Origin of the sequence: Kitasatospora sp. NPDC028055, assembly GCF_040637885.1 — a bacterium.
Classification (GTDB): domain Bacteria; phylum Actinomycetota; class Actinomycetes; order Streptomycetales; family Streptomycetaceae; genus Kitasatospora.
The window spans coordinates 74112-96816 of record NZ_JBEZXE010000007.1 but is presented as its reverse complement, the minus strand read 5'-3'; the positions used below and the strand labels follow the sequence as shown (position 1 = coordinate 96816).

20 protein-coding genes are annotated in these 22705 nt (G+C 72.8%); 8 read left to right on the top strand and 12 right to left on the bottom strand.

Annotation, left to right across the window (positions count from 1 at the left end; genetic code table 11):
- Nucleotides 1-3: 3 nt before the first annotated feature.
- Nucleotides 4-555, bottom strand: coding sequence for a peroxiredoxin (locus AB0F71_RS11270; protein ID WP_350506050.1), 552 nt, complete (start codon nucleotides 553-555; stop codon nucleotides 4-6).
- 193 nt (nucleotides 556-748) lie between these two features.
- On the opposite strand from AB0F71_RS11270, the gene AB0F71_RS11265 reads away from it, so the two are divergent.
- Nucleotides 749-1705 carry a LysR substrate-binding domain-containing protein gene (locus AB0F71_RS11265; RefSeq protein WP_360230984.1) on the top strand — a complete coding sequence of 319 codons (957 nt, stop codon included), beginning with the start codon at nucleotides 749-751 and terminating at the stop codon, nucleotides 1703-1705.
- 4 nt (nucleotides 1706-1709) lie between these two features.
- Here the strand turns inward: AB0F71_RS11265 and AB0F71_RS11260 are convergent, their stop codons facing one another.
- Entirely contained in the window at nucleotides 1710-2333 is a 624-nt protein-coding gene (locus AB0F71_RS11260) for a helix-turn-helix domain-containing protein (protein WP_360230982.1), read from the bottom strand.
- A gap of 155 nt (nucleotides 2334-2488) precedes the next feature.
- Between AB0F71_RS11260 and AB0F71_RS11255 the strand changes: the two genes are divergently transcribed.
- The gene (locus tag AB0F71_RS11255; RefSeq protein WP_360230980.1) at nucleotides 2489-4678 is read left to right on the top strand and encodes an MMPL family transporter; all 2190 of its coding nucleotides are present in this window, start codon (nucleotides 2489-2491) and stop codon (nucleotides 4676-4678) included.
- Nucleotides 4679-4774: 96 nt separating this feature from the next.
- On the opposite strand, the gene AB0F71_RS11250 is transcribed toward AB0F71_RS11255, so the two are convergent.
- From AB0F71_RS11250 to AB0F71_RS11240, 3 genes are all read right to left on the bottom strand, one after another.
- A complete protein-coding gene (locus tag AB0F71_RS11250; RefSeq protein ID WP_360230978.1) occupies nucleotides 4775-6652 on the bottom strand; it encodes an ATP-binding SpoIIE family protein phosphatase in 1878 nt (625 codons plus the stop codon).
- Nucleotides 6653-6720: 68 nt separating this feature from the next.
- The gene (locus AB0F71_RS11245; protein WP_360230976.1) at nucleotides 6721-7503 is read right to left on the bottom strand and encodes a class I SAM-dependent methyltransferase; all 783 of its coding nucleotides are present in this window, start codon (nucleotides 7501-7503) and stop codon (nucleotides 6721-6723) included.
- A gap of 483 nt (nucleotides 7504-7986) precedes the next feature.
- Nucleotides 7987-10950: a BTAD domain-containing putative transcriptional regulator gene (locus tag AB0F71_RS11240; protein WP_360230974.1), complete on the bottom strand. Its 2964-nt coding sequence runs from the start codon at nucleotides 10948-10950 to the stop codon at nucleotides 7987-7989.
- Nucleotides 10951-11164: 214 nt separating this feature from the next.
- Here AB0F71_RS11240 and AB0F71_RS11235 point away from each other — a divergent pair, with 214 nt between their 5' ends.
- Nucleotides 11165-11443 carry a hypothetical protein gene (locus AB0F71_RS11235; RefSeq protein WP_360230972.1) on the top strand — a complete coding sequence of 93 codons (279 nt, stop codon included), beginning with the start codon at nucleotides 11165-11167 and terminating at the stop codon, nucleotides 11441-11443.
- 237 nt (nucleotides 11444-11680) lie between these two features.
- Here the strand turns inward: AB0F71_RS11235 and AB0F71_RS11230 are convergent, their stop codons facing one another.
- On the bottom strand, nucleotides 11681-11899 hold the full coding sequence (locus tag AB0F71_RS11230; RefSeq protein ID WP_360230970.1) for a hypothetical protein: 219 nt from the start codon (nucleotides 11897-11899) through the stop codon (nucleotides 11681-11683).
- A gap of 134 nt (nucleotides 11900-12033) precedes the next feature.
- Here AB0F71_RS11230 and AB0F71_RS11225 point away from each other — a divergent pair, with 134 nt between their 5' ends.
- Nucleotides 12034-12792, top strand: coding sequence for a GntR family transcriptional regulator (locus tag AB0F71_RS11225; RefSeq protein WP_360230968.1), 759 nt, complete (start codon nucleotides 12034-12036; stop codon nucleotides 12790-12792).
- A 114-nt stretch (nucleotides 12793-12906) separates the two neighbouring features.
- Here AB0F71_RS11225 and AB0F71_RS11220 read toward each other — a convergent pair whose 3' ends face one another.
- Nucleotides 12907-14574: a fumarate hydratase gene (locus tag AB0F71_RS11220; protein ID WP_360230966.1), complete on the bottom strand. Its 1668-nt coding sequence runs from the start codon at nucleotides 14572-14574 to the stop codon at nucleotides 12907-12909.
- 278 nt (nucleotides 14575-14852) lie between these two features.
- Here AB0F71_RS11220 and AB0F71_RS11215 point away from each other — a divergent pair, with 278 nt between their 5' ends.
- The gene (locus AB0F71_RS11215; protein ID WP_360231301.1) at nucleotides 14853-15527 is read left to right on the top strand and encodes a DUF1707 domain-containing protein; all 675 of its coding nucleotides are present in this window, start codon (nucleotides 14853-14855) and stop codon (nucleotides 15525-15527) included.
- A 264-nt stretch (nucleotides 15528-15791) separates the two neighbouring features.
- Complete coding sequence (locus AB0F71_RS11210) at nucleotides 15792-16220, top strand: WhiB family transcriptional regulator (protein WP_360230964.1); 429 nt, start codon at nucleotides 15792-15794, stop codon at nucleotides 16218-16220.
- Nucleotides 16221-16353: 133 nt separating this feature from the next.
- Here AB0F71_RS11210 and glpX read toward each other — a convergent pair whose 3' ends face one another.
- Nucleotides 16354-17394, bottom strand: coding sequence for a class II fructose-bisphosphatase (glpX, locus tag AB0F71_RS11205; protein WP_360230962.1), 1041 nt, complete (start codon nucleotides 17392-17394; stop codon nucleotides 16354-16356).
- 214 nt (nucleotides 17395-17608) lie between these two features.
- Between glpX and AB0F71_RS11200 the strand changes: the two genes are divergently transcribed.
- A complete protein-coding gene (locus AB0F71_RS11200) occupies nucleotides 17609-18145 on the top strand; it encodes a DUF4245 domain-containing protein (protein WP_360230960.1) in 537 nt (178 codons plus the stop codon).
- Nucleotides 18146-18274: 129 nt separating this feature from the next.
- On the opposite strand, the gene AB0F71_RS11195 is transcribed toward AB0F71_RS11200, so the two are convergent.
- Complete coding sequence (locus tag AB0F71_RS11195; RefSeq protein WP_360230958.1) at nucleotides 18275-18877, bottom strand: malonic semialdehyde reductase; 603 nt, start codon at nucleotides 18875-18877, stop codon at nucleotides 18275-18277.
- Nucleotides 18878-19046: 169 nt separating this feature from the next.
- Nucleotides 19047-19304, bottom strand: a complete 258-nt coding sequence (locus AB0F71_RS11190) for an exodeoxyribonuclease VII small subunit (protein ID WP_360230956.1) — start codon at nucleotides 19302-19304, stop codon at nucleotides 19047-19049.
- A gap of 94 nt (nucleotides 19305-19398) precedes the next feature.
- Here AB0F71_RS11190 and AB0F71_RS11185 point away from each other — a divergent pair, with 94 nt between their 5' ends.
- Nucleotides 19399-19887: a GNAT family N-acetyltransferase gene (locus AB0F71_RS11185; RefSeq protein WP_360230954.1), complete on the top strand. Its 489-nt coding sequence runs from the start codon at nucleotides 19399-19401 to the stop codon at nucleotides 19885-19887.
- On the opposite strand, the gene xseA is transcribed toward AB0F71_RS11185, so the two are convergent.
- Both xseA and AB0F71_RS11175 read right to left on the bottom strand, forming a co-directional pair.
- Nucleotides 19881-21161, bottom strand: coding sequence for an exodeoxyribonuclease VII large subunit (xseA, locus tag AB0F71_RS11180; protein WP_360230952.1), 1281 nt, complete (start codon nucleotides 21159-21161; stop codon nucleotides 19881-19883). The genes AB0F71_RS11185 and xseA overlap by 7 nt on opposite strands.
- 120 nt (nucleotides 21162-21281) lie before the next feature.
- Nucleotides 21282-22640: an APC family permease gene (locus AB0F71_RS11175; RefSeq protein ID WP_360230950.1), complete on the bottom strand. Its 1359-nt coding sequence runs from the start codon at nucleotides 22638-22640 to the stop codon at nucleotides 21282-21284.
- Nucleotides 22641-22705 lie beyond the last annotated feature (65 nt).

Genomic DNA, 22705 nt, shown 5'->3' with positions numbered 1-22705 from the left:
GGGTCAGCCCGCCAGGAGGGCCTGGGCGTCGAGGGTGTCCTCGCCCTTGTTCCAGTTGCACGGGCACAGCTCGTCGGTCTGCAGGGCGTCCAGCACCCGCAGGACCTCCTTGGGGTTACGGCCGACGGAGCCGGCGGTGACCATGACGAACTGGATCTCGTTGTTCGGGTCGACGATGAACACGGCGCGCTGGGCGGTGCCGTCCTCGCCCTCGACGCCGCAGGCGCGCATCAGCTCGTGCTTGATGTCGGCCAGCATCGGGAAGGGCAGGTCGCGCAGGTCCTTGTGGTCCTTGCGCCAGGCGTGGTGCACGAACTCGGAGTCGCCGGAGACGCCGAGGATCTGGGCGTCACGGTCGGCGAACTCGTCGTTCAGCTTGCCGAACGCGGCGATCTCGGTCGGGCAGACGAAGGTGAAGTCCATCGGCCAGAAGAAGACGATCTTCCACTTGCCCTCGTAGGTCTTGTGGTCGATGTCGGCGAAGGCGCTCGCGGCATCCAGGTCGACACAGGCCTTGAGGTCGAACTCGGGGAACTTGTCGCCGATCGTGAGCACGTTCGCTTCTCCTGAGGATGAGACTGCGGGGAGTTTTGTCCGGATTCCGGACGGCACCCACCATTCCACATCGTGGACTGATCAGGGAAATAGCTACACTTGATGTGTCTGATCGGAGATTGCTATCAGTACTGAATCACCCCTCTCTCGGCCTGCCCGGCGCGGGGCCGCCGCCGCCAAACCCGAGGCGGCTGTGGGGAGCACCACAGTCCGTACCCCGCGCACACCGACGGTCGCCCAGCTCAAGGCCTTCGTCGCGGTGGCGGAGCACCGGCACTTCCGGGAGGCCGCCGCCGCCACCGGGACCAGTCAGCCGGCGCTGTCCGGGGCGGTCGCGGCGCTGGAGGAGTCGCTGGGCGCGCAGCTGGTCGAGCGTACGACGCGCAAGGTGATCGTCACTCCGCTGGGGGAGCGTGTGCACGAGCACGCCCGCCGGGTGCTCGCCTCCTTGCAAGCCCTCACCGAGGAGGTCGACGCCGCCCGCCGTCCGTTCACCGGACCGCTGCACCTCGGGGTGATCCCGACCGTCGCACCGTACCTGCTGCCCACCGTGCTGCGGCTGGTCCGCGACCGCTTCCCGGAGCTGGAGCTGCACGTCCACGAGGAGCGCACCCCCTCGCTGCTGGAGGGCCTGGCCGCCGGCCGGCTGGACGTCCTGCTGCTCGCGCTCCCGGCCGGCGGCTCCTCGCCGACCCGGGACATCCCGCTGTTCGACGAGGACTTCGTCCTGGTCACCCCGCCCGGGCACCCGCTCGCCGGGCGGATCGACGTGCCGCGTGACGTGCTGCTCGACCTGGACGTGCTGCTGCTGGAGGAGGGCCACTGCCTGCGCGACCAGGCCCTCGACATCTGCCGTGAGGTCGGCGCCGACCCGGCCGGCTCCACCACCCGCGCGGCGGGCCTGTCCACCCTGGTCCAACTCGTGGCCGGGGGGCTCGGGGTGACCCTGCTGCCGGCCACCGCGCTGGACGTCGAGGCCGGCCGCACCGACCGGCTCGCCGCCGTACGGTTCGCCGCCCCGGCGCCCGGCCGCCGGATCGGGCTGGCCGTCCGGCCGGGTTCGGCCCGCAGCGCCGAGTACGAGCGCTTCGGTGCGGCGCTGCGCGAGGTGCTGGCCGAGCTGCCGGTCCGGATCGTCGACGGGCCCTGAGGCGTCAGTGCGCCGCCGGCGCGCCGAGGCAGAGGCCGACCGTGGTCGCCACCAGCAGGTCAAGTGCCTCCAGGGTGTCCGGCGCGGGCGCCTCGCCCGGCAGGCTCCGGATCAGGTGGCGGGCTGTCAGGCCGTCGAAGCCGGTCAGGAAGTGGGCGGCGATCCGGTCGGCGGGCAGCGCCAGGGTCAACCCGTGGGCGCCGGCGAGGGCGGTGAGCATCTCGGTGGCGGTGCCCTCCATGGCGTGCTGCAGCCCGAGCATGATCTCCCGGACGTCCGGGTCGCGCATCGCCAGCGTCTCGAACTCGCTGAGCAGGATGCACCGCCCGTCCTCGCCGGTGGCGGCCTCCCAAAGGGCGTGGACCAGGGTGCGGATCTGGTCGCCGAAGGGTCCGTCGCCGGGTGAGGCGGCGCGCACCTGCTCGATGAACTGGGCGGTGACCTCCTCGACGACGGCCCGGTAGAGGTCCTTCTTGGTGCCGAAGGTGTAGTGCACCGTCGCCTGTGCCACGCCCAGCTCCGCCGCGATCGCGCGGGTGCTGCCGGCGGAGACCCCTTCCCGGGTCATCAGGTCGATCGCGGCCCGGACCAGCTGCGGTCGGCGTTCGGAGGCGGGGACATGAGCCATTCAGCCAGGGTAGCGCCATGGTCGGGCAACTGTGTCGATCGATTTGGTCGGTCAACTTTGTCACCTGACAAAGTTAGGTCTACCGTGGGAGGGGTTCGCTCAGGCACCCGCCTGGCATCCGCCCGTCCGCCGACCGCACCGCGAGGGGTCAGACCTTGGCCACGTACCTGTACCGACTGGGCCGTTACTGCTTCCGGAGAAGGCGCGCCGTGCTGGCCGTCTGGGTCGCGCTGCTGATCGCCGTGGGTGGGGCCGCGGGCGCCCTCGCGGGCAGCACCAGCGACGAATTCAAGGTCCCGGGTACCGAGGCCCAGGCCACCCTGGACCGGATCAAGGACACCTTCCCCGAGCAGGGCCACGGCTCCGCCCAGGTGGTCTTCGCCGCCCCGGCGCCCGGCGGCATCGCCTCGCCCGAGACCGGCAAGGCGGTCGGCGAGGCCGTTTCCCGGATCGCCCACGTCCCCGGCGTGGCCGCGGTGCCCGACCCGTACGCCACCGGCGCGGTCTCCCCGGACGGCAGGGTCGCGATCGCGCTGGTCTCCTTCGACCACAAGCTCGCCGAGGTCACCGACCAGCAGCGGGACGCCGTCCGGGCCGCCGCCGAGCCGGCCCGCGCGGCCGGGCTGGAGGTGGCCTTCGGCGGCGACGCGTACAACAAGTTCGCCCAGATCGAGGGCGGCTCCGAGGCGATCGGCCTGGTGGTGGCCGGGCTGGTGCTGGTGATCACCCTCGGCACCCTGGTCGCGGCCGGGCTGCCGCTGCTGACCGCGCTGGTCGGCGTCGCCGTCGCGATGGCCGGGCTGCTGGCGCTCACCGGCTCGTTCGAGATCATCACCACCGCGCCGGTGCTGGCCCTGATGGTCGGCCTCGCGGTCGGCATCGACTACGCCCTGTTCATCCTGTTCCGCCACCGCCGCCACCTGGCCGAGGGCCTGGAGCCCGAGGAGTCCGCCGCCCGGGCCACCGCGACCGCCGGCAGCGCCGTCGTCTTCGCCGGGCTGACCGTGGTCGTGGCGCTCGCCGGACTGGCCGTCGCCGGCGTCCCGTTCCTCACCGTGATGGGCCTGGCCGCCTCCGGCGCCGTCGTGGTGGCCGTCCTGGTCGCGATCACCCTGCTGCCCGCGGTGCTCGGCTTCACCGGCCGCGCGATCGACCGGCTGCCGGTCTGGAAGCGGGCGCTGACCACCCACGGCAAGGTCACCGTCGGCGAGCGCTGGGCCCGCTTCGTGGTCCGCCGCCCGCTGCCCGTGCTGCTGGTCGGCCTGGCCGGGCTGGGCACCCTGGCGGTGCCCGCCGCGAGCCTGGACCTCGGCCTGCCGGGCGGCGGCTCACAGGCCGTCGGCACGGACGCCCGCAAGGCGTACGACCTGGTCAGCGACGGCTTCGGCCCGGGCTTCAACGCGCCGCTGGTGGTGGTCGTCGACGCCCACGGCGCACCGCGCCCCGAGCAGGCCGTCCAGGAGGTGGCGGGCCGGCTCCAGGGCTTGCCGGGCGTGCGGACGCTGCTGCCGCCGAAGGTCGACGCGGCCAGCGGCACCGCCCTGGTGCCGGTCATCCCGAAGACCGGCCCGGACCACCAGGACACCCGGGCGCTGGTCAACGAGATCCGTGACCAGCGCGACGGGATCCGGGCCGCGACCGGCGCGGGCATCGCCGTCACCGGCACCACCGCCGCCAACATCGACGTCTCCAGCAAGCTCGGCCAGGCCCTGCCGCCGTTCGTCGCGGTGATCGTCGGCATCGCCCTGGTGCTGCTGGCGCTGGCCTTCCGCTCGGTGCTGGTGCCGCTCAAGGCGGTGCTGGGCTTCCTGCTCAGCATCCTGGCCTCGCTCGGCGCGGTGGTCGCGGTCTACCAGTGGGGCTGGCTGGACGGCCTGATCGACGTGCCCAAGGTCGGCCCGGTGGTCAGCTTCGTGCCGATCCTGCTGATCGGCGTGCTGTTCGGGCTGGCGATGGACTACGAGCTGTTCCTGGTCTCCGGGATGAAGGAGCAGTACGTCCACGGCAAGGCGCCGCGCGAGGCGGTCGTCGGCGGGGTGAAGGGCGGCGCCCGGGTGGTGACGGCGGCCGCGCTGATCATGATCTCGGTGTTCGGTGCCTTCGTGTTCGGGCACGACCCGATCGTCCAGCCGATCGGCTTCGCCCTCGCGGTGGGCGTGCTGGTGGACGCCTTCGTGGTGCGGATGGCCCTGGTGCCGGCCGCGATGGCGCTGTTCGGCAAGGCGGCCTGGTGGTTCCCCAAGCGGCTGGAGAAGGTCGTTCCGAAGGTCGACATGGAGGGTGAGCAGCTGATCGCCCGGCTGGAGGAGGAGCGCCGGTCGGCGAGGGAGCCCGCCGGGGTCTGACGGCTCGGCGGGCCCGGCGCGGCTGAGGGCTCGGAGGTGCCCGGTGGGTCCGATGGCGTGACGGTGCCCGGTGGGATCCGCTCCCGCCGGGCACCGTCACGTCCCGGCGGGCAGCCGCTGCTCGAACCAGACCACCTTGCCGGTGCCCAGCCGGGTGGCGCCCCAGCGGTCCGCGCACCGGGCCACTATCTGCAGCCCGCGTCCGCGTTCGTCCTCCGGACCGGTACGGCGCGGCCGCGGCAGCAGCGGACTGTCGTCGCCGACCTCGCAGCGCAGCCGGGTGGTGCGCACCAGGCTCAGGGTGACCGGGCGGGTCGCGTGCTGGACGGCGTTGGTCACCAGCTCGCTGACCATCAGCTCGGTCGCCTCGCTCAGCTCGTCCAGCCCCCAGCGGCGCAGCGTGTGCGCGGCCAGCCGACGGGCCCGGCCCGGCGTCTCGTTGCGCGGCTGCAGGTACCAGTGGGCGACGTCCCCGGCCGGGATGCCGTCGAAGCAGGCGCCCAGCAGGGCGATGTCGTCGCCGCGGTCCCCGGGCGGCAGGATCCGCAGCGCCTCCTGGCACAGCTGCTCGGGGGACTGCCAGCGAGCGGCCGCGATCCGCGCGCGGAGCACCTCCAGGCCGTCGCTGAGCGGGCGGGTGCGGGTCTCCACCAGGCCGTCGGTGAACAGCAGCAGCGCCGATCCGGGCGGCGCGGGCAGCTCGACCGAGTTGAAGTCCACCCCGCCGACCCCGATCGGCGCCCCGGAGTCCAGCTCCACCAACTCGGCCGTGCCGTCCGGGCGGACCAGCACCGGCGGGACGTGCCCGGCGTTGGCCAGCACCACCCGGTTGGCGATCGGGTCGTACACCGCGTACACGCAGGTGGCCAGGTGCTGCTCGCGGCCGAGCCGCTGGGCCTGTTCGTCCAGGTGGTAGAGCACCTCGTGCGGCGGCAGGTCGAGCGCGGCCAAGGTCTGTGCGCTGGTACGGAGTTGGCCCATGATGGCGGCCGAGGTGAGCGAGTGGCCCATCACGTCGCCGACGATCAGGGCGACCCGGTTGCCGGGCAGCGGCACCGCGTCGTACCAGTCGCCGCCGACCTGGGCGCCGCGCTCACCGGGCAGGTAGCGCTGGGCGAGCCGGACGCCGTGCGACTGCGGCAGCCGCAACGGCAGCATGCTGCGCTGGAGTTCGTTGGCTATCTCCCACTCGCGGGCGTACCGCAGCGCGGTGTCCACCGCCAGCCCCGCCTGGGTCGCCAGGTGCGCGGCGGTCGCGGTGTCGGCCGCGTCGAAGGCCGGCCGGCCGGTGCGTTCAGGGGGCCGGCGGATCAGCACCAGCAGACCGAGGACGGCCTTGCGGCCGCGCAGCGGCAGGGCCACCACCGAGGTGCCGGCCGCCAGCCGGGCCAGCCCGCGGGGGCCGTACACCTCGCGCAGCAGCGCCTCGGTGCGCTCGGCGGCGGGCGTGCCCAGGACGGCGGACTCGGCGGGCCGGCGGCTCAGCAGGATGTGCGCCAGCGCACCGCCCCGGGTGACCGGGGTGGCCGGGCCGGTGTCCGCGGTCGAGCGGGAGCCGAAGCGCGAGCGGTGCCGGTCGTCCGCGCCGCTCTTGCGGCCGCGGCGGCCGATCCGGGTGCCGGTGCTGTGGTGGATCCGCAGCTCCTCCGGGAAGCCGGGCTCGCGCTCCACGTTGGGCAGCGGGTCGCGCAGGTGGACGACGGCGGCGTCGGCGAGGGTCGGCACCAGCACCCGGCCGATGTTGCGCAGGGTCGCGGCCAGGTCGAGGGCGCTGTTGATCCGCCGGGTCGCCGCGTCGAGGTAGGCGAGCCGGTCCGCCAGGCCGTCCGCCGCCCCGGTACGGTCCGGCCGCGCCGTCGGAGGCTTCGCCGGGGCCGCGGCCCTGACCGGTTCGTCCGGCCGGGCCGGGATCCGGACGCGCTGACCCGGGACGGCGGGCGGCTGCTCCGCCTCGGTCTTGAGCTGGTCGCGCACGGCTGCCTGTCCTGGATTCGGTGTGGTCGGGAGGTCTGGACGGTGAGCTGTTCTGGCCCTCTGGTCGGTCAGCCGACGCGTCGACAGCACAGGAACAGCTGTTCCTCCGGCGGCAGCGTGGTACTGGCCGGCGCGTACGGATGCCCCGAGCACTCCTCGACGGCGAAGCCGGCCGCGACCAGGACCCGTTCCAGATCCTCCCTCAGATACCCACTGATCCGCAGCTCTCTGCCAAGGAACGGAAGCGGAACGTGATCCAGGTCCGCCTCGACCATACCGAGCACCAGCAGTCCGCCCGGCCGCAGGAGTTCGCGCAACCGGCCGAGTACGATCGGGATCTCGTCCTGCGGCAGCAGGATCAGCGAGAAGAACGCGGTGACGGCGGCGAAGGTGCCGCGGCCCGCCGACCCCAGCGCGGGCACGCCCCACACCCGGTCGGCGCGCTCGGTGGCCAGATCGTACAGGTCGATGCGGTGGAACTCGGCCGGGTGCGCTCCCTCGATCCGAGCCCGGCGGGCCAGCGTCAGCATCACGTCCGAGAGGTCTATCCCGGTCACCCGCAGCCCGCCGGCGGTCAGCTGGCCCACGGTCGGCTCGCCGGTGCCGCAGCCCACGTCCAGCACCCGGGCGCCGGGTTCCAGCTCGGCGAGCAGCCGCCGCCCGCACTCCAACTGGCCGTCCTTGGCGGGGAAGGCCTCGCCGTACCCGGCACCGATGGTGTCGAAGGCGACCGCCTGCAGGGCCCGGGCCGCCCGGCGTCGCCGCACGTCGGGGCCCTCGGGGCCGTCGGGACCGTCGTCGCCCGCGTCCTCGCCGACCGGGAACGCGTCGGATATCTGTCCGGTCGTCACGTTGAGAGGCACCCTTCCACCCGTGGCCTCCGGTCGGCTCCTCCGCAGCCTCCTGGGCCGCTGCCGGTGGCGGTACGTCACGCTCCCCGCATCACACAGGCGGCCTGCACCCCGACCCGTTGCCGGCAGACACTCGTGTGTGTACTGGCATCTGAGAATATGCGCGATCACTGCGCCATGGGGTCCCTTTCCGGCCAACTCGTCATGCTTGGGCCGATGTGGGACGGGTCCGCGGAAGCACGGGGGTGCGGGCCGGGTGGTGCGAGCGGCCCCGCACGCCGCACGGCGCGCCGGGTCGGGCGTCGCTGACCTGCGGTTTCGCCGGTCCGCAGGCTGACAATCGGACGTTTATCGAACGTCAATCGGCGGGGTGCACAGTAATGACCAGCGCCGGGGAAGCGTTGAGGGCGCTCCCGCAGCCGGGGGGCTGCGGGAGCGCCGACGCGCGGATCGGGGGAGGTGCTCCGCGGGGGAGCGGAGGCCTCAAGGCGCGGGGGGAGAAGAGAAGGGCTCGGTGTGCTGTCGGGAGATGAGGTCCGCCACGGGGGAGGCCTCCGGCACACCGAGCCGCGTGAAGATCGCGTGCGCCTCCTGCAGACAGGCGAGCCCGCGGGCCGGCTGGGCGAGGGCGAGCAGCGCCTCGCCGAGCGCGGCGTTGGCGAGGCCCTGGCAGTAGTCGGAAGCCATCTCCTGCCCTATTGCCAGTGACTCGCCTGCTGCCTCGGCAGCTTCGGCCGGCTGCTCGGCGGCGAGCAGTGCGGAGGCGAGGCGGGCCAGGGTGTAGCCCTCCCAGAGCGCGTTGCCCTGGGACTGGTAGAGCCGGTGGGCCTCGCGCAGGTGCGGGACGGCCTCGGCACTGGAGAGCACCACGCCCAGCTGGTAGAGCGTTTGGGCGAGCAGCGGGCCGTTCTTGGATGCCCGGGCGGCTGCGACACCATCCCCGGCCGAGCGGATCGCCGTGTCCGTCATGCCGAGTCGATGCTGGACCCGGGCGAGGTTGCTGACGATCCGCGCCTCACCGAACGCGGTTCCGACCTGCCGGTTGATGGACAGGGCCTGTTCCAGGAACGGCAGTGCCTCAGCCGGACGGTTCCCCACACTGAGGATCACGCCCAAGGTGTTGGCGGTGGCCAGCAGCAGGACTGACGGGTCCTCCGGTTCCTGGTGATCGAGGCTGCGACGCAGTGAGTGCTCCGCATTCTGGAAGTCGCTGGTGACGGCTTTCAGCGCGCCGAGGGCGAAATGCAGCCGGGCAAGTGCGGCGGAGTCTCTCCGCTGCTCCGCCTCGCGACTGAGAGACTCCAGGATCGGTCGCATCTGGGGGCCGTGCGTGGGGTCCGGGCCGAGACCGTACAGCAGGATCAGCAGGTCGATCGCCGCGTGCTGCGAACCGGTGCTCCCGTTCGCCGCCGCGGCCATGGCATTGAGCAGCAGAGCGCTCTCGGTCCGGAGCCAGTCCTGAGCGGAGCTGCTGGTCGGCAGGCCCATTCCCGGAGCGGAGGGCGCGGTCAGCAGCTCCGGCTCGGCGTCGTCCGGTTCAATGGTCCGGGCCGCGTTGCGCACCGTGGGGATCAACAGGTCGAGCAGCCGCATCACTGCCTGCTCCTGTTCCCCGGTGTCCCCGATCCGCTCGTTCTTCCGCTGGGCGTAGAGCCGGAGCAGGTCGTGGTAGCGGTAGCGGCCGGGCGCGAAGCACTCCAACATGTTCGCCTCGACCAGCGCCTCGGCGAGGTCCTCGGCGGTGTACTCGTCCACGCCGAGCAGCGCCGCGGCGGCCGCCAGCGGGATGTCGGGCGAGTCGATCAGGGCGAGGAGCCGAAAGGCGCGGGCCTCGTCCACGGACAGCTGTCCGTAGCCGAGCCCGATGGTGGTCTCCACGGCGAGGTTGCCGAGCTGGAGTTCGTCCAGTCTCCGGCGTTGGTCGGCTAACCGACGGGCCAGGTCGGAGACGCTCCAGCGGGGGCGACTGGCAAGACGGGCCGCGGCGATGCGAACCGCCAGCGGCAGGAAGCCGCAGGCAGTGACGACCTTCATGGCCGCCTCCGGCTCGGCGATGACGCGGTGTTCGCCGACGATGGCCGAGAACAGTGCCAGGGCCTCCTCCGGGGTCAGCTCCTCGACGTCGAACAGCTGGGCGCCTGGGATTCCGGCCAGCCGGGAGCGGCTGGTGGCGAGGACGGCGCAACCGGAGACGCCGGGGATCAGCGGTCGGATCTGCTCGGCGTCGCGCGCGTTGTCGAGCAGGATCAGCATCCGTCGGCTGGCGAGCAGCGAACGGTAGAGGGCGGCGCGCTGTTCGAGCGAGTCGGGACTGTCGGTGACACCCAGCGCGTGCAGGAAGTCACCCAGGACCACCACCGGGTCCGCGGGCGAGGTGCCGGCTCCGCGCAGGTCGACGTACAGCTGCCCGTCCGGGAACTCGGCGCGGACACGGTGAGCGACGTGGACGGCGAGAGTGGTCTTCCCGACGCCGCCGATGCCTGCCAACGAGGTCACCAGCACGGCTTGGCCGGTGGCGTTCATCAGGACTGCCGAGAGCTCGCCCACCAGCTCGGAGCGTCCGCTGAAGTCCGAGACGTCAGCGGGAAGTTGGGCCGGTGCCGGAGGCGCGGTCGGGCCGTCCTCGCGGGGGGCCGGGGCGGGAACGGTCGTGAGCGTGAGCGTCGGGTCGGCGGCGAGGATGCGGTTGTGCATCGACGACAGGCCGACGCCCGGTTCGACCCCGAGCTCCTCGATCAGGAGCTTGCGGGTGTCGGTGTAGACACCGAGCGCCTCGGCCTGCCGGCCGCAGCGGTAGAGCGCCAGCATCAGCAGCTCGCGCAGCCGTTCGCGCAGCGGGTGCTCGGCCGTCAGGTTGTTGAGCTCGACGACGATCTCGGCGTGCAGACCGATGTCGAGGGCCGCGGCGCACAGCTCCTCGGCGACGGTGACCTGGCGTTCGGCCAGCCGGAGCCGCTGGGCGTCCGCGTACGGACCGGGGATGCCGGTCAGCGGACGGCCGCTGAACAGGTCGAGCGCCTGGGCGAACAGTCGGTGGGCCTCGCGCTTGTCGCCCGAGGTGCGGGCGGCCGCGGCCTCGGCGGAGAGCCGCTCGAAGACCGAGAGGTCGAGGGCCTCGCCCGGGATGCGCAGGGCGTACCCGTCGGCGATGGAGACCAGCAGTTCGGCGGGGCGGCGAACTTCCCGCTGCGGCTCGATGACGGAACGCAGACGCGAGACGTAGGTGCGGAGCGCGGCCACGGCCTGGGTCGGGGGCCGGTCGCCCCAGAGGGCGTCGACCAGGTCCTGGGTGGTGACCGGGCGTCCGGAGTGCAGCAGGAGAGTCGTGAGAACGGCCTGCTGCTGGGGGGAGCCGAGGGAGAGGGGTTTGCCGTCGAGCCAGGCCTGGACCGGACCGAGGACTTGGAAGCGCAGCGCAGGTGCCTGCGGCGTCTCCCGAAACTCCATGAAGTCCCCCGATGGCCTGTCGTGTTGATTCCGTGAAAGGGCGCTCGGCGGTCCGCCGTGGTGGTTCAGCTTAGGCGGACGCCCGACTCTGCCGGACGGCACCGCAGGCCGCACGATGTTTATCGGACATTTAATCAACCCTACGATACTGTCCCCGCGCCCGTGCCACGGAGGTCGGGCTGAACACATTTGATGACCGAAAGGCGGCCGCCCAATGGCCAACGACCCGAGCGCGAACCCGGCGCCGTCGACGCCCGACACTGGGACGAAGACCGAGGCTCCGGCCACCGCTGTGGAGGCGGGCAAGGCTGTCGAGGGTGCGGTTGCCGTGACCTCGCGCCCGACCGACTATGCCGTGCCGACCGACGCCGAGAAGGCGGCGATCGAGAACGACCTGTTCGGCGGCGAGGGCGCGGAGGACCCCGCCGCACCGGCCACCGGCGAGCCGGGCAAGACGTACGAGCCGGAGAACATCATCATGGGCCACCCGTAAGCGGCCCTCGCCCAGTGCCCCCGCGTCCCCGTCCGGGCGCGGGGGCACTTCTGGTGCTGTGCGTGCCAATTCGTGTGCGGGTCCATCGGGTGGCCGATTCCCACCCTCGATGCACGCATGGTGACGGCCGTTATCCGTAACGTGCCCGGCGGCAGGCCCCGGGCGTTCCGGAATTCCGGATTCATCGGGGGGATTACCGGGGCCCGAATGCCGTGGTTTGCGTGGATTTTGCCGCAATTACCGGGGCTGATCGCATTCAGCCGAATCGCGGGGCTCGGGGGCGGGTGAGACGTGGTTCGGTTCGGCGGTCCATTCGCGACCGCCGTGCTCGGGGCGCAGGTAGTGCTCGCCGCCGATGGTTCCCATGTAGATGCCGGTGCGTCCGGTCCTCCGGTCGAGGACGAGGTCACCCACCTGTGGCCGGTAGGCCTTGGGGTTGCGCTGTCGGGTGCTCACCTCACCGCTCCTTCGCTCTGTCGCGACTGGCCAGCATCTCTAGAGAAGCTAATATCTCTAGAGATGTCAACGGTCGTATCTCCTTACCGGCGGCCGTGGGCGCGCCTAGGATTGTCCGAAGGAGAGGGAGCGCGATGACCGGCAGCAGTGGCGACAAACAGCCCAAGTACCAGCGGATCGCCGACTCCCTCAAGGCTGCCATCGACCACGGCCGCTACCGCGCGGGGGACCGGCTGCCCGGCGAGAACGACCTGATGGACGAGTACGGCGTGGCCCGGATGACGGCCCGTCAGGCGCTCGGCGTGCTGCAGAGCGAGGGCATCGCGGAGGCCCGCAAGGGGTCCGGGGTGTTCGTCCGGGACTTCCGGCCGCTGCGCCGGCGCGGCATCCAGCGGCTGGCGCAGGGGCAGTGGGGCTCCGGCCGGTCGATATGGTCCGCGGACATCGACAACCGCAGCCTGGTGGTCGACCAGGTGTCGGTCACCGAGCAGGGCGCGCCCGAGCACGTGGCCCGGGTGCTCGGGGTGGAGCCGGGCGTCCCGATGTGCGTGCGGCACCGCCGCTTCGTCCTGGACGGCAAGCCGGTGCTGCTCTCCACCTCCTACCTGCCGGCCGTCCTGGTCGCGGGCACCGCGATCACCCGCGAGGACACCGGCCCCGGCGGCACCTACGCCCGGCTGGCCGAGATCGGCGCCAAGCCGGTGCACTTCCGCGAGGAGGTCCGCTCCCGGATGCCCGGCGCCGAGGAGGCCGCCCGCCTCGAACTCTCCGCCGGCACCCCGGTGATCCTGATCTGCCGCACCGCCTTCGCCGACGAGGGCCAGGTCGTCGAACTCAACGAGATGATCCTCGACGCCGCCTCCTACGTCCTGGAGTACGACTTCGACGCCTGAGGCGGACCGGGGCGGACCGGGACAGGCCGGGGTTCAAGCCAGAAGCGGAACCGCCCCGGCCGCAGGAGGGCGGCCGGGGCGGTGCGGGGGCGGGCGCGGGGCGCTCCGCGGGGGCTACTCCTTGGAGCGGATCCGCAGGTTGGTGATCAGCGGGCCCTCGGTGGTCTCGCGGAAGAAGTCGTTGCCCTTGTCGTCGACGACGATGAAGGCCGGGAAGTCCTCGACCTCGATGCGCCAGACGGCCTCCATGCCGAGCTCGGCGTACTCCAGCACCTCGACCTTCTTGATGCAGTCCTGGGCGAGGCGGGCGGCCGGGCCGCCGATGGAGCCGAGGTAGAAGCCGCCGTGGGCGGCGCAGGCGTCGGTGACCTGCTTGCTGCGGTTGCCCTTGGCGAGCATGACCATCGAGCCGCCGGCGGCCTGGAACTGGTCGACGTAGGAGTCCATCCGGCCGGCCGTGGTGGGGCCGAAGGAGCCGGAGGCGTAGCCCTCGGGGGTCTTGGCCGGGCCGGCGTAGTAGACCGGGTGGTCCTGGAGGTACTTGGGCATGCCCTCGCCGGCGTCCAGGCGCTCCTTGATCTTGGCGTGGGCGATGTCACGGGCGACGACGAGCGTGCCGGTGAGCGAGAGCCGGGTCTTGACCGGGTGCTTCGACAGCTCGGCGCGGATCGCGGACATCGGCTGGTCGAGGTCGACGCGCACCACGTCCTCGTCCAGGTGCTCGTCGGTGGTGTCCGGCAGGTACTTCGCCGGGTCGGTCTCCAGCTGCTCCAGGAAGACGCCCTCGGCGGTGATCTTGCCGAGCGCCTGGCGGTCGGCGGAGCAGGAGACGGCCATCGCGACGGGCAGCGAGGCGCCGTGGCGGGGGAGGCGGACCACGCGGACGTCGTGGCAGAAGTACTTGCCGCCGAACTGGGCGCCGATGCCGATCTTCTGGGTCAGCTCGGTGACCTTGGCCTCCAGCTCCAGGTCGCGGAAGCCGTGCCCGGTCCTGGCGTTGCCCTCGGTCGGCAGGTTGTCCAGGTAGTGCGCGGAGGCGTACTTGGCGGTCTTGAGCGCGAACTCGGCGCTGGTGCCGCCGATCACGATGGCCAGGTGGTACGGCGGGCAGGCGGCGGTGCCGAGGGAGCGGATCTTCTGCTCCAGGAACGAGAGCATGCTGGCCTCGTTCAGGATGGCCTTGGTCTCCTGGTACAGGTACGACTTGTTGGCCGAGCCGCCGCCCTTGGCCATGAAGAGGAACTTGTACGCGTCGCCGTCGGTGGCGTACAGCTCGATCTGGGCCGGCAGGTTGTTGCCGGTGTTCTTCTCGTCCCACATGGTGACCGGCGCCATCTGGGAGTAGCGCAGGTTGAGCTTGGTGTACGCGTCGTACACGCCGCGCGCGATGGCGGACTCGTCGGCGCCGGAGGTGAGCACGTTCTGGCCGCGCTTGCCCATGACGATGGCGGTGCCGGTGTCCTGGCACATCGGCAGGATGCCGCCGGCCGAGATGTTGACGTTCTTGAGCAGGTCGAGCGCGACGAAGCGGTCGTTCGGGCTGGCCTCCGGGTCGTCCAGGATGCGGCGCAGCTGGGCGAGGTGGGCGGGGCGCAGGTAGTGCGAGATGTCGTGCATCGCCTCGGCGGTGAGCAGGCGCAGCGCCTCGGGCTCGACCTGGAGGAAGGTGCGGCCGCCGGCCTCGAAGGTGGAGACACCCTCGGAGGTGAGCTTGCGGTACGGGGTCGGGTCAGCGCCCAGGGGGAGCAGGTCGCTGTACTCGAAGTCTGGCGTGGGAGCCATCGGGGCGGTCCTTAGGGGTCCAGTGGTCCGGCTGCGTCGGCGAAGCACCATCCAGGGTAGGACCCGGCCGCGGGACGCATGCGGACAGGTCTGCCTTGCGTGACCGGGCTCACTCGGGCGGGAGTGCGAGCGACTAGGCTTGGCCCGTGAACTACACGCCGGACAACACACCGGAGAATTCGCCGGAGAACTCGCCGTCGCAGGACGGTCCGGGGCAGCCGCCGGTGTCGGCGCCCGTTCCCCTGACCAAGCCCGAACCCGAGCCGCGGCCCGCACCGGTGGCCGCCCCGCGGACGCCCGCCGCCCCGGTGGCGGAGGCGGAGCTGCGGGTCTCGGACGCCGACCGCGAGCGGGTCGCGGAGCTGCTGCGGGACGCCTACGCCGAGGGGCGGCTGGACGCGGAGGAGCACGCCGAGCGGATCGAGGCCGCGTACGCCGCCAAGACCTTCGGCGACCTCGTCCCGCTGACCAGGGACCTGCCCGCGCACCGCTCGGTGTCCTTCGACAAGCCGCCGCTGGGCGCCGCGGCGCCGGCCCCCGCACCCGCCAGGCCGCTGCCGCCGGCGCGGCACGAGGCGCCGTCGGTGGTGGCGATCTTCGGCGGCGCCTCCCGCAAGGGCCGCTGGCGGGTGGGCTCGCACCTGACGGCCTTCACCGCGTTCGGCGGGGTGGAGATCGACCTGACCGACGCCGTCTTCGAGTCCCCCGAGGTGGAGATCACGGTGACGGCGGTGTTCGGCGGGGTCGACATCCGGGTGCCGGAGAACGTGACCCTGCTCGGTTCCGGGGTGGGCATCTTCGGCGGTTTCGACGTCCGGGAGCAGACCGCGGCGGACCCGTACGCTCCGGTCGTGCGGGTCAAGGGCCTTGCCCTGTTCGGCGGTTGCGAGGCCAAGCCGCGCCGGGGCAAGAAGCTCAAGGAGTGGGTGCGTAAGCAACTCGGGACGGATTAGCCCGAATTGACCTTTTGGGTGCCCGGCCGGGGATCAACTCCCGGTCGGGCACTCGGCGTTGTGTCCGGTGCACTCCGTAGTCGATTGCGTGCAGTGTGCATGAATCGCGGCCGGACGGGGTAGTTCCTTCCGCACATCGCTTCTTGTTACGGCTGTGCACCGGAGGCGGCCCAGCGGCCGCCCCGGGCGTTGGACAGCGGGGGCTCGCAGCCGGGCAGGGGAGCGAGGTTCCCCGTGTCCGAGAGCCTCGTCAGGAGTACGGCCGTGCTGCATCCGATCGAGTCCCGCACCACCTCGCCAGTCGCCGCCGCCCAGTTGCTGGAGCGCCGTCCGGCCGTCCCCCCGCAGCCGCAGCCCCCGGGCGGCACGGCGGGTCAGGCCGCGGGTGAGGACAATCCGTGGCACACCGGTGCGGCCTGTCGGCGGGACGAGGTGGGGCTGTTCTTCGCGCCCTCGAAGGAGCCGACGGCGGCCCGGTTGTCACGGGAGGAGCAGGCCAAGCAGGTGTGCGCCCGCTGCCCGGTGCTGCTGGAGTGCCGCGAGCACGCGCTGGCCCAGCCGGAGCCGTACGGGGTCTGGGGCGGGTTGACGGCCGCCGAGCGGCGGGTGGTGCTGGCCCGGCGCCGCCGCCGGGACGCGGAGCTGCGCGAGGCGGCCCGGGTGGCCACGGCCGGGCGCCGGATAGCGGGTTGACGCCGGGCCGAAGACCCGCGGCCGCACTTTCTGCGATGGTCGCCGCGGCGACCGGGACGGATACGCCGCGCGGCCCCGGCGGAGGGGGGAGTCCGCCGGGGCCGCGCGTCGGGACGACTGCTTCCGGTCCGGGTCAGTTGGCCCGGTCGAAGTCGATGGCGCTGTAGGCCCGCAGCTTCGACAGCTTGTGGACCGAGTTGATCTCACGGATGGTGCCGCTCTTGGAGCGCATCACCAGCGAGCTGGTGGTGGCGGTCTCCGAGCGGTAGTGCACGCCGCGCAGCAGCTCGCCGTCGGTGATGCCGGTGGCGACGAAGAACACGTTCTCGCCGCTGACCAGGTCGTTGGTGGTGAGCACCCGGTCCAGGTCGTGACCGGCGTCGAGGGCCTTCTGCCGCTCGGCCTCGTCCTTGGGCCACAGCCGGCCCTGGATGACGCCGCCCATGCACTTCATCGCGCAGGCCGCGATGATGCCCTCGGGGGTGCCGCCGACGCCCAGCAGCAGGTCCACGCCGGTGCCCTCGCGGGCGGTCATGATGGCGCCGGCCACGTCGCCGTCGGTGATGAACTTGATCCGGGCGCCCGCCTCGCGGATCTCCCGGACCAGGCCGTCGTGGCGCGGACGGTCGAGCACCATCACGGTGACGTCCTCGACGGCGCTGCCCTTGGCCTTGGCGACCCGGCGGATGTTGACGGCCGGCGGGGCGGTGATGTCGACGAAGTCGGCGGCCTCGGGGCCGCAGACCAGCTTGTCCATGTAGAACACGGCGCTGGGGTCGAACATGGTGCCGCGGTCGGCGACGGCCAGCACGGCGACGGCGTTGGCCATGCCCTTGGCGGTCAGCGTGGTGCCGTCCACCGGGTCGACCGCGACGTCGCACTCGGCGCCGGTGCCGTCGCCGACCCGCTCGCCGTTGTAGAGCATCGGGGCTTCGTCCTTCTCGCCCTCGCCGATGACGACGACGCCGTTCATCGAGACGGTCGAGACGAGGGTGCGCATGGCCTTCACGGCGGCGCCGTCGGCCCCGTTCTTGTCGCCACGGCCGACCCACCGGCCGGCGGCCATCGCGGCCGCCTCGGTGACCCGGACGAGCTCGAGCGCGAGGTTCCGGTCCGGAGCCTCGGGCGCGACCTCCAGGGCACTGGGAAGGTGGTGCGGGTACTGCGTGGTCATCGTCGTTACCTCTCTGTACGCGACGGCCAGTGAGCGCCCGACTACTGCCAGGTCGAACGCCGTGGTGAGGGTGATGCGATCGTATCTGCCCACGAGATGACTGTCTGTGGCGCGGGTCGCCATCCCGGGCGGAAGGCCCCGGTTCGTCCCGGTTCACCCGTACGTGCACACCCCGGGTGGCCGGGCCGGTGTGTGGATGAGTCACCATGGGTGGGTGGCTGCAGAGAGCAAGGGCATGAGGGGTCGGCAGACCGTACGGGACATGGTCCTGTCGATGCTGGCGGTCGGTTTCGTCGTCTGGATCGGTTACCTGTTCCTCCCGCACGACGCGAACGGCGATCCGGTGCACGTGGTCGCGTACAAGGTCGAGGCGGCCTCGGCGAAGCGCGCCGCGCCGTACCCGCTGCTGTCCCCGGAGGGGCTGTCCGACAAGTGGCGGGCCACCTCGGTCAGCTACACGCCGGCCGGCATCAACAACGGCAAGGGCAACGCCTGGCACCTGGGCTTCGTGACGCCCTCCGGCCAGTACGCGGCGGTCGAGCAGGCCGACGTCCCGCGCGAGAAGCTGCTCGCCGACAAGGTCGCCGGCGCCCAGCCGGACGGCACCACGGACACCGCCGGGCGCACCTGGGACCGGGTGCAGGGCGACAAGGCCCGCGCGCTGACCGTCCAGACCGGTTCGGCCACCACCATGATCACCGGCACCGCCTCCTACGAGGAGATGGCCGAGCTGGCCCAGGCGCTCAAGTAGCGCCGGGCCCCGCCCGGGCGCGGAGGCCCCGGCGCCCCACTCGGGCGCGGAACCCCCGGCGCCCCGGACACGCGGAAGGGCCCGCACCGGTACGAACCGGTGCGGGCCCTTCGCCGTCGCGGGGTGCGATCAGACCGTGGTGACGACCTGGTCGTACTCCAGGCGCGGGGAGCGCGGGAACCAGGCGTCGTCGCCCGGCTTGCCGATGTTGACCACGGCCAGCACCGAGTGCTCGCCGTCGCCGAAGAACTCCTTGTTGAGGCCCTCGGCGTCGAAGCCGGTCATCGGGCCGGCGGCCAGGCCGGCGGCGCGCACGCCGATGATGAAGTACGCGGCCTGGAGGGCGCCGTTCAGCGCGGCGGAGCGCTCACGGACGGTGCGCTCGGAGAAGAACACGTCCTTGGCCTGCGGGAAGTGCGGGAACTGGGTCGGCAGTTCCTCGTGGAACTCGTTGTCCGCGGCCAGGATGGCGACCAGCGGGGCGGTGGAGGTCTTGGCCTTGTTGCCGTCCGCCAGGTGCTGGACGAGGCGCTCGCGACCCTCGGCGGAGCGGACCAGGACGACGCGCAGCGGCTGCTGGTTGAAGGCGGTCGGGCCGAACTTGACCAGGTCGTAGATGGCCTGGACCTGCTCCTCGGTGACCGGCTCGTCGGTGAAGGTGTTGGCGGTGCGGGCCTCGCGGAACAGCAGGTCCTGAGCGGCGGCGTCGAGTACCAGGGCGTCGGTGGTCATGCTTTTGCACCTCATGCGGGAGGGGGTTCGTCGGGGTGACCGGCGGGGCCGATCGCTTCCTCCAACATAGGTGAAGATTCAACGATTCCCCAAGCCCTTGTGAGCTGCCTCACAGGCCGGGGCCGTGCGCCAGGGATCGTGTACTCGGGATCGTGTACCCGGGGCCGGGTCACTCCCCGGCCGGGCCCGCGCCCTCCTCGGCGGCCAGTGCGGCGTCCAGTCGGGCCCGGGCGCCGTCCAGCCAGCGCTGGCAGACCTTCGCCAGCTGCTCGCCACGCTCCCACAGCGCCAGTGACTCCTCAAGGGAGGTGCCGCCGTTCTCCAGCTGCCGGACCACGTCCAGCAGCGCGTCCCGGGCGTGCTCGTAGCCCAGCGCGTCGTCCGGGGTCGGCGCCGCCGCGTCCTGCTGCTCCTGCTGCTCTGCCATGCGTGCCAGCGTAGGGGCTGGTGCCGACAGGGGCGGGTTCCACGGGCCGAAACCCGGGTGCGGCCGGGCGGCCCGCGGCGTTAGCCTCCGCGGCATGATCGAAGTCCGCCCCGCCGCCCCCGCCGACGCGCCCGAGCTGGTCCGGCTGCGCAACGTGATGCTGCAGGAGATGCCCGGCATGGCCGCGTCGGCCGGTCCCGCCCACTGGCAGGCCGCCGCCGAGCGGATGCTGCGCGAACGGCTGGCCGCCCCGGCCGAGGAGCTCACCATGTCCGCCTTCGTGGTCGACGACCCGGAGCGCCCCGGCCGGCTCGCCGCCTGCGCCGTCGGCACCCTGGAGCACCGACTGCCCTCGCCCGGCAACCCGGACGGCCTGTTCGGCTCCGTCTTCAACATCTGCACCGACCCCGACCGGCGGCTGCGCGGCTACGCCCGGGCCTGCACCGAGGCGCTGCTGGACTGGTTCGACGGTCGCCGGGTCGGCCGGGTCGACCTGCACGCCAGCAGCGGCGGCGAGGCGCTCTACCGCAGCCTGGGCTTCGCCGAGTACTCGACGGCGCTGTCCCGCAAGCGCCCCTACTGAGGCTCCGCCGGGGCCTTCGGCTGAGGCTCCGCCGCGCGCCGGGGCTCCGCCGGGGTGTCCGGCGTCCCGGCGGCCACGGTGACGTCGAAGCCGCCGCCCGCGACCCGGGCGTGCAGCCCCTCCCCGGCCGCGAGCAGCGCCGGGTCCGTCACCACCGTGCCGTCGGTCCGCTGCAGCACCGCGTAGCCGCGCTCCAGGGTGGCCGCCGGGGAGAGCGCGACCACCCTGGCCAGGGTGTGGCCGAGGTCGCTCTGAGCGTGGTCCAGCCGGTGCCGCAGGGTGCGCCGGGACCGCTCCAGCAGGCCCTCCACCTCCTGGCCGCGCCCGTCCAGCATCCGGTGCGGGGCGGCCAGCGCCGGGCGGCTGCGCAGCCCGTCCAGCCCGTGCTGCTCGCGCTCGACCCGGGCCTGCACGTGCCGGCGGGCCCGGTCGCGCAGCTGGCGGACCTTGGCCAGCTCCTCGCCGACGTCCGGAACCACCCGTTTGGCGGCATCGGTCGGGGTGGAGGCGCGCAGGTCGGCGACGAAGTCCAGCAGCGGCTGGTCCGGTTCGTGCCCGATCGCGCTGACCACCGGCGTACGGGCGGCCGCGACCAGCCGCACCAGCCCCTCGTCCGAGAACGGCAGCAGGTCCTCCACGCTGCCGCCGCCGCGGGCCACGATGATCACGTCCACCTCGGGGTGCTCGTCCAGCTCCCGCACCGCCGCGCTCACCCGCTCCACCGCGCTGACCCCCTGCACCGGGACGTTGCGCACCTCGAAGCGCACCGCCGGCCAGCGCCGCCGGGCGTTCTCCAGCACGTCCCGCTCGGCCGCCGAGCCGCGCCCGGTGACCAGCCCCACGCACTGCGGCAGGAACGGCAGCCGCCGCTTGCGCTCCGCCGCGAACAGGCCCTCCCCGGCCAGGCGCCGCTTGAGCTGCTCCAGCCGGGCCAGCAGCTCGCCCAGGCCCACCGGGCGGATCTCCGAGGCCCGCAGCGACAGCTGCCCGCGCGCCGCGTACCACTCCGGCTTGGCGTGCACGACGACCCGTGAGCCCTCCTGCACCACGTCCGCGACCTGCTCGAACACCGAGCGGAAGCAGGTCACCGTGAGCGAGACGTCGGCCTGCGGGTCGCGCAGGGTCAGGAACACCACGCCCGCGCCGGGGCGGCGGCTGAGCTGGGTGATCTGCCCCTCGACCCACACCGCGCCGAGCCGGTCGATCCAGCCGCCGATCAGCGCGGAGACCTTGCCGACCGGGAGCGGGGCTTCGGGGGAGCTGGGGTTGGCCATGCGTACGAGGCTAGCGGCGCCCGCCGACACCGTCCCCGGCGGCGCCCGCCGACACCGTCCCCGGCGACGCCCGGCGACACCGGCCCCGGCAAGGCCCGGCAACGCTCGGCGGCACCGTGGCTAGCGGCGCCCGCCGACGCCGTGCGCCGTACTGCCCTGCACGCCGAGCACCACCAGGCCGACCGCCAGCCAGACCAGCCCGACCAGCTGCGCCGTGGTCGAGGCCTCGTAGACCACCGCGCCGATCACCGCGATCCCCAGCAGCGGGACGACCAGGTGCCGGAGCCGGTCGGGCGAGCCGTGCCGGACGGTGTACCAGCCGATCACCGAGGCGTGCAGCAGCGCGAAGGCGGTCAGCGCGCCCACGTTCACCACCGAGGTCAGCTGGTCCAGCCCGTCGTCCCGCTCGGCCGCCCAGACCGCCGCCGCCATGGTGACCACCGCGGCCGCCAGCAGCGCCCGGCGCGGCACCGCGCTGCCCGGGTCGACCGAGCCGAGCACGCGGGGCAGCCGCCCGTCCCGGGCCATCGCGAAGACCAGCCGGCCGGCCGCCGCCTGCCCGGCGAGCGCCGCGAAGGCCGCGCCGATCGCCTTGCTGCTCGCCACCAGCACGTGCAGCCAGTGGCCGATGCCGCCCTCCACGGTGTCGTAGAAGGCGGAGCCCTGGGCGGCCGGGTCGGCGGCCAGCTGCTGCGGGGTGTCGGGTTCCAACACCGCCGCCAGGTAGGTCTGGACGACGAACAGCAGCCCGGCCAGCGCCAGGCACCACAGCACCGCCCGGGCCACCGCGGCGGAGGCGCCGACCGCCTCCTCGACGAAGGTCGCGATCGCGTCGAAGCCCAGGTAGGAGAGCACCGCGACGGACACCGCCGAGATCACCGCGGTGAGCGAGAAGCCCCCGACGGCGGTGAAGGGCGTGTCCCAGCCGCGCCGCGCGCCGTCCCGCACCAGCACCACCACGGCCGCGACCACGAACACCGCCAGCACCGCGATCTCCAGCGCGAGCACCGCGAAGCCGACCGCGGCCGCCGTCCGCACCCCGGCCAGGTTGAGCGCGGTGGTCACCAGCACGGCGACCGCCGTCCACACCCAGCGCGAGACCCCGGGCACCAGCGAGTTCAGCGCGATCCCGGAGAACAGGTAGGCCACCGCGGGGATCAGCAGGTAGTCCAGCATCGCCATCCACCCGGCGATGAACCCCGGCCCCTCGCCCAGCCCGGCCCGCGCGTAGGCGAACACCGAGCCGGTCTGCGGCACCGCGCGGACCATCTGGGCGTACGAGAAGGCGGTGAAGCCCATCGCGACCGTCGCCGCCAGGTAGACGGCCGCCACGGCGCCGTGGCTCCGGGCGTCCAGCACGCCGAAGACGCCGACCGGGGCCATCGGGGCGATGAACAGCAGCCCGTAGACCATCAGATCGCGGACGCCCAGGGTGCGGCGCAGGCCGCTCGGCGTCGGCTGCTCGTTCACAGCGCTCATGGAGACCAGATTTGAGCAGATTCCGACCCTTTGCGACCGGAAAGCATCCGCCCCGCCCGGGGTGG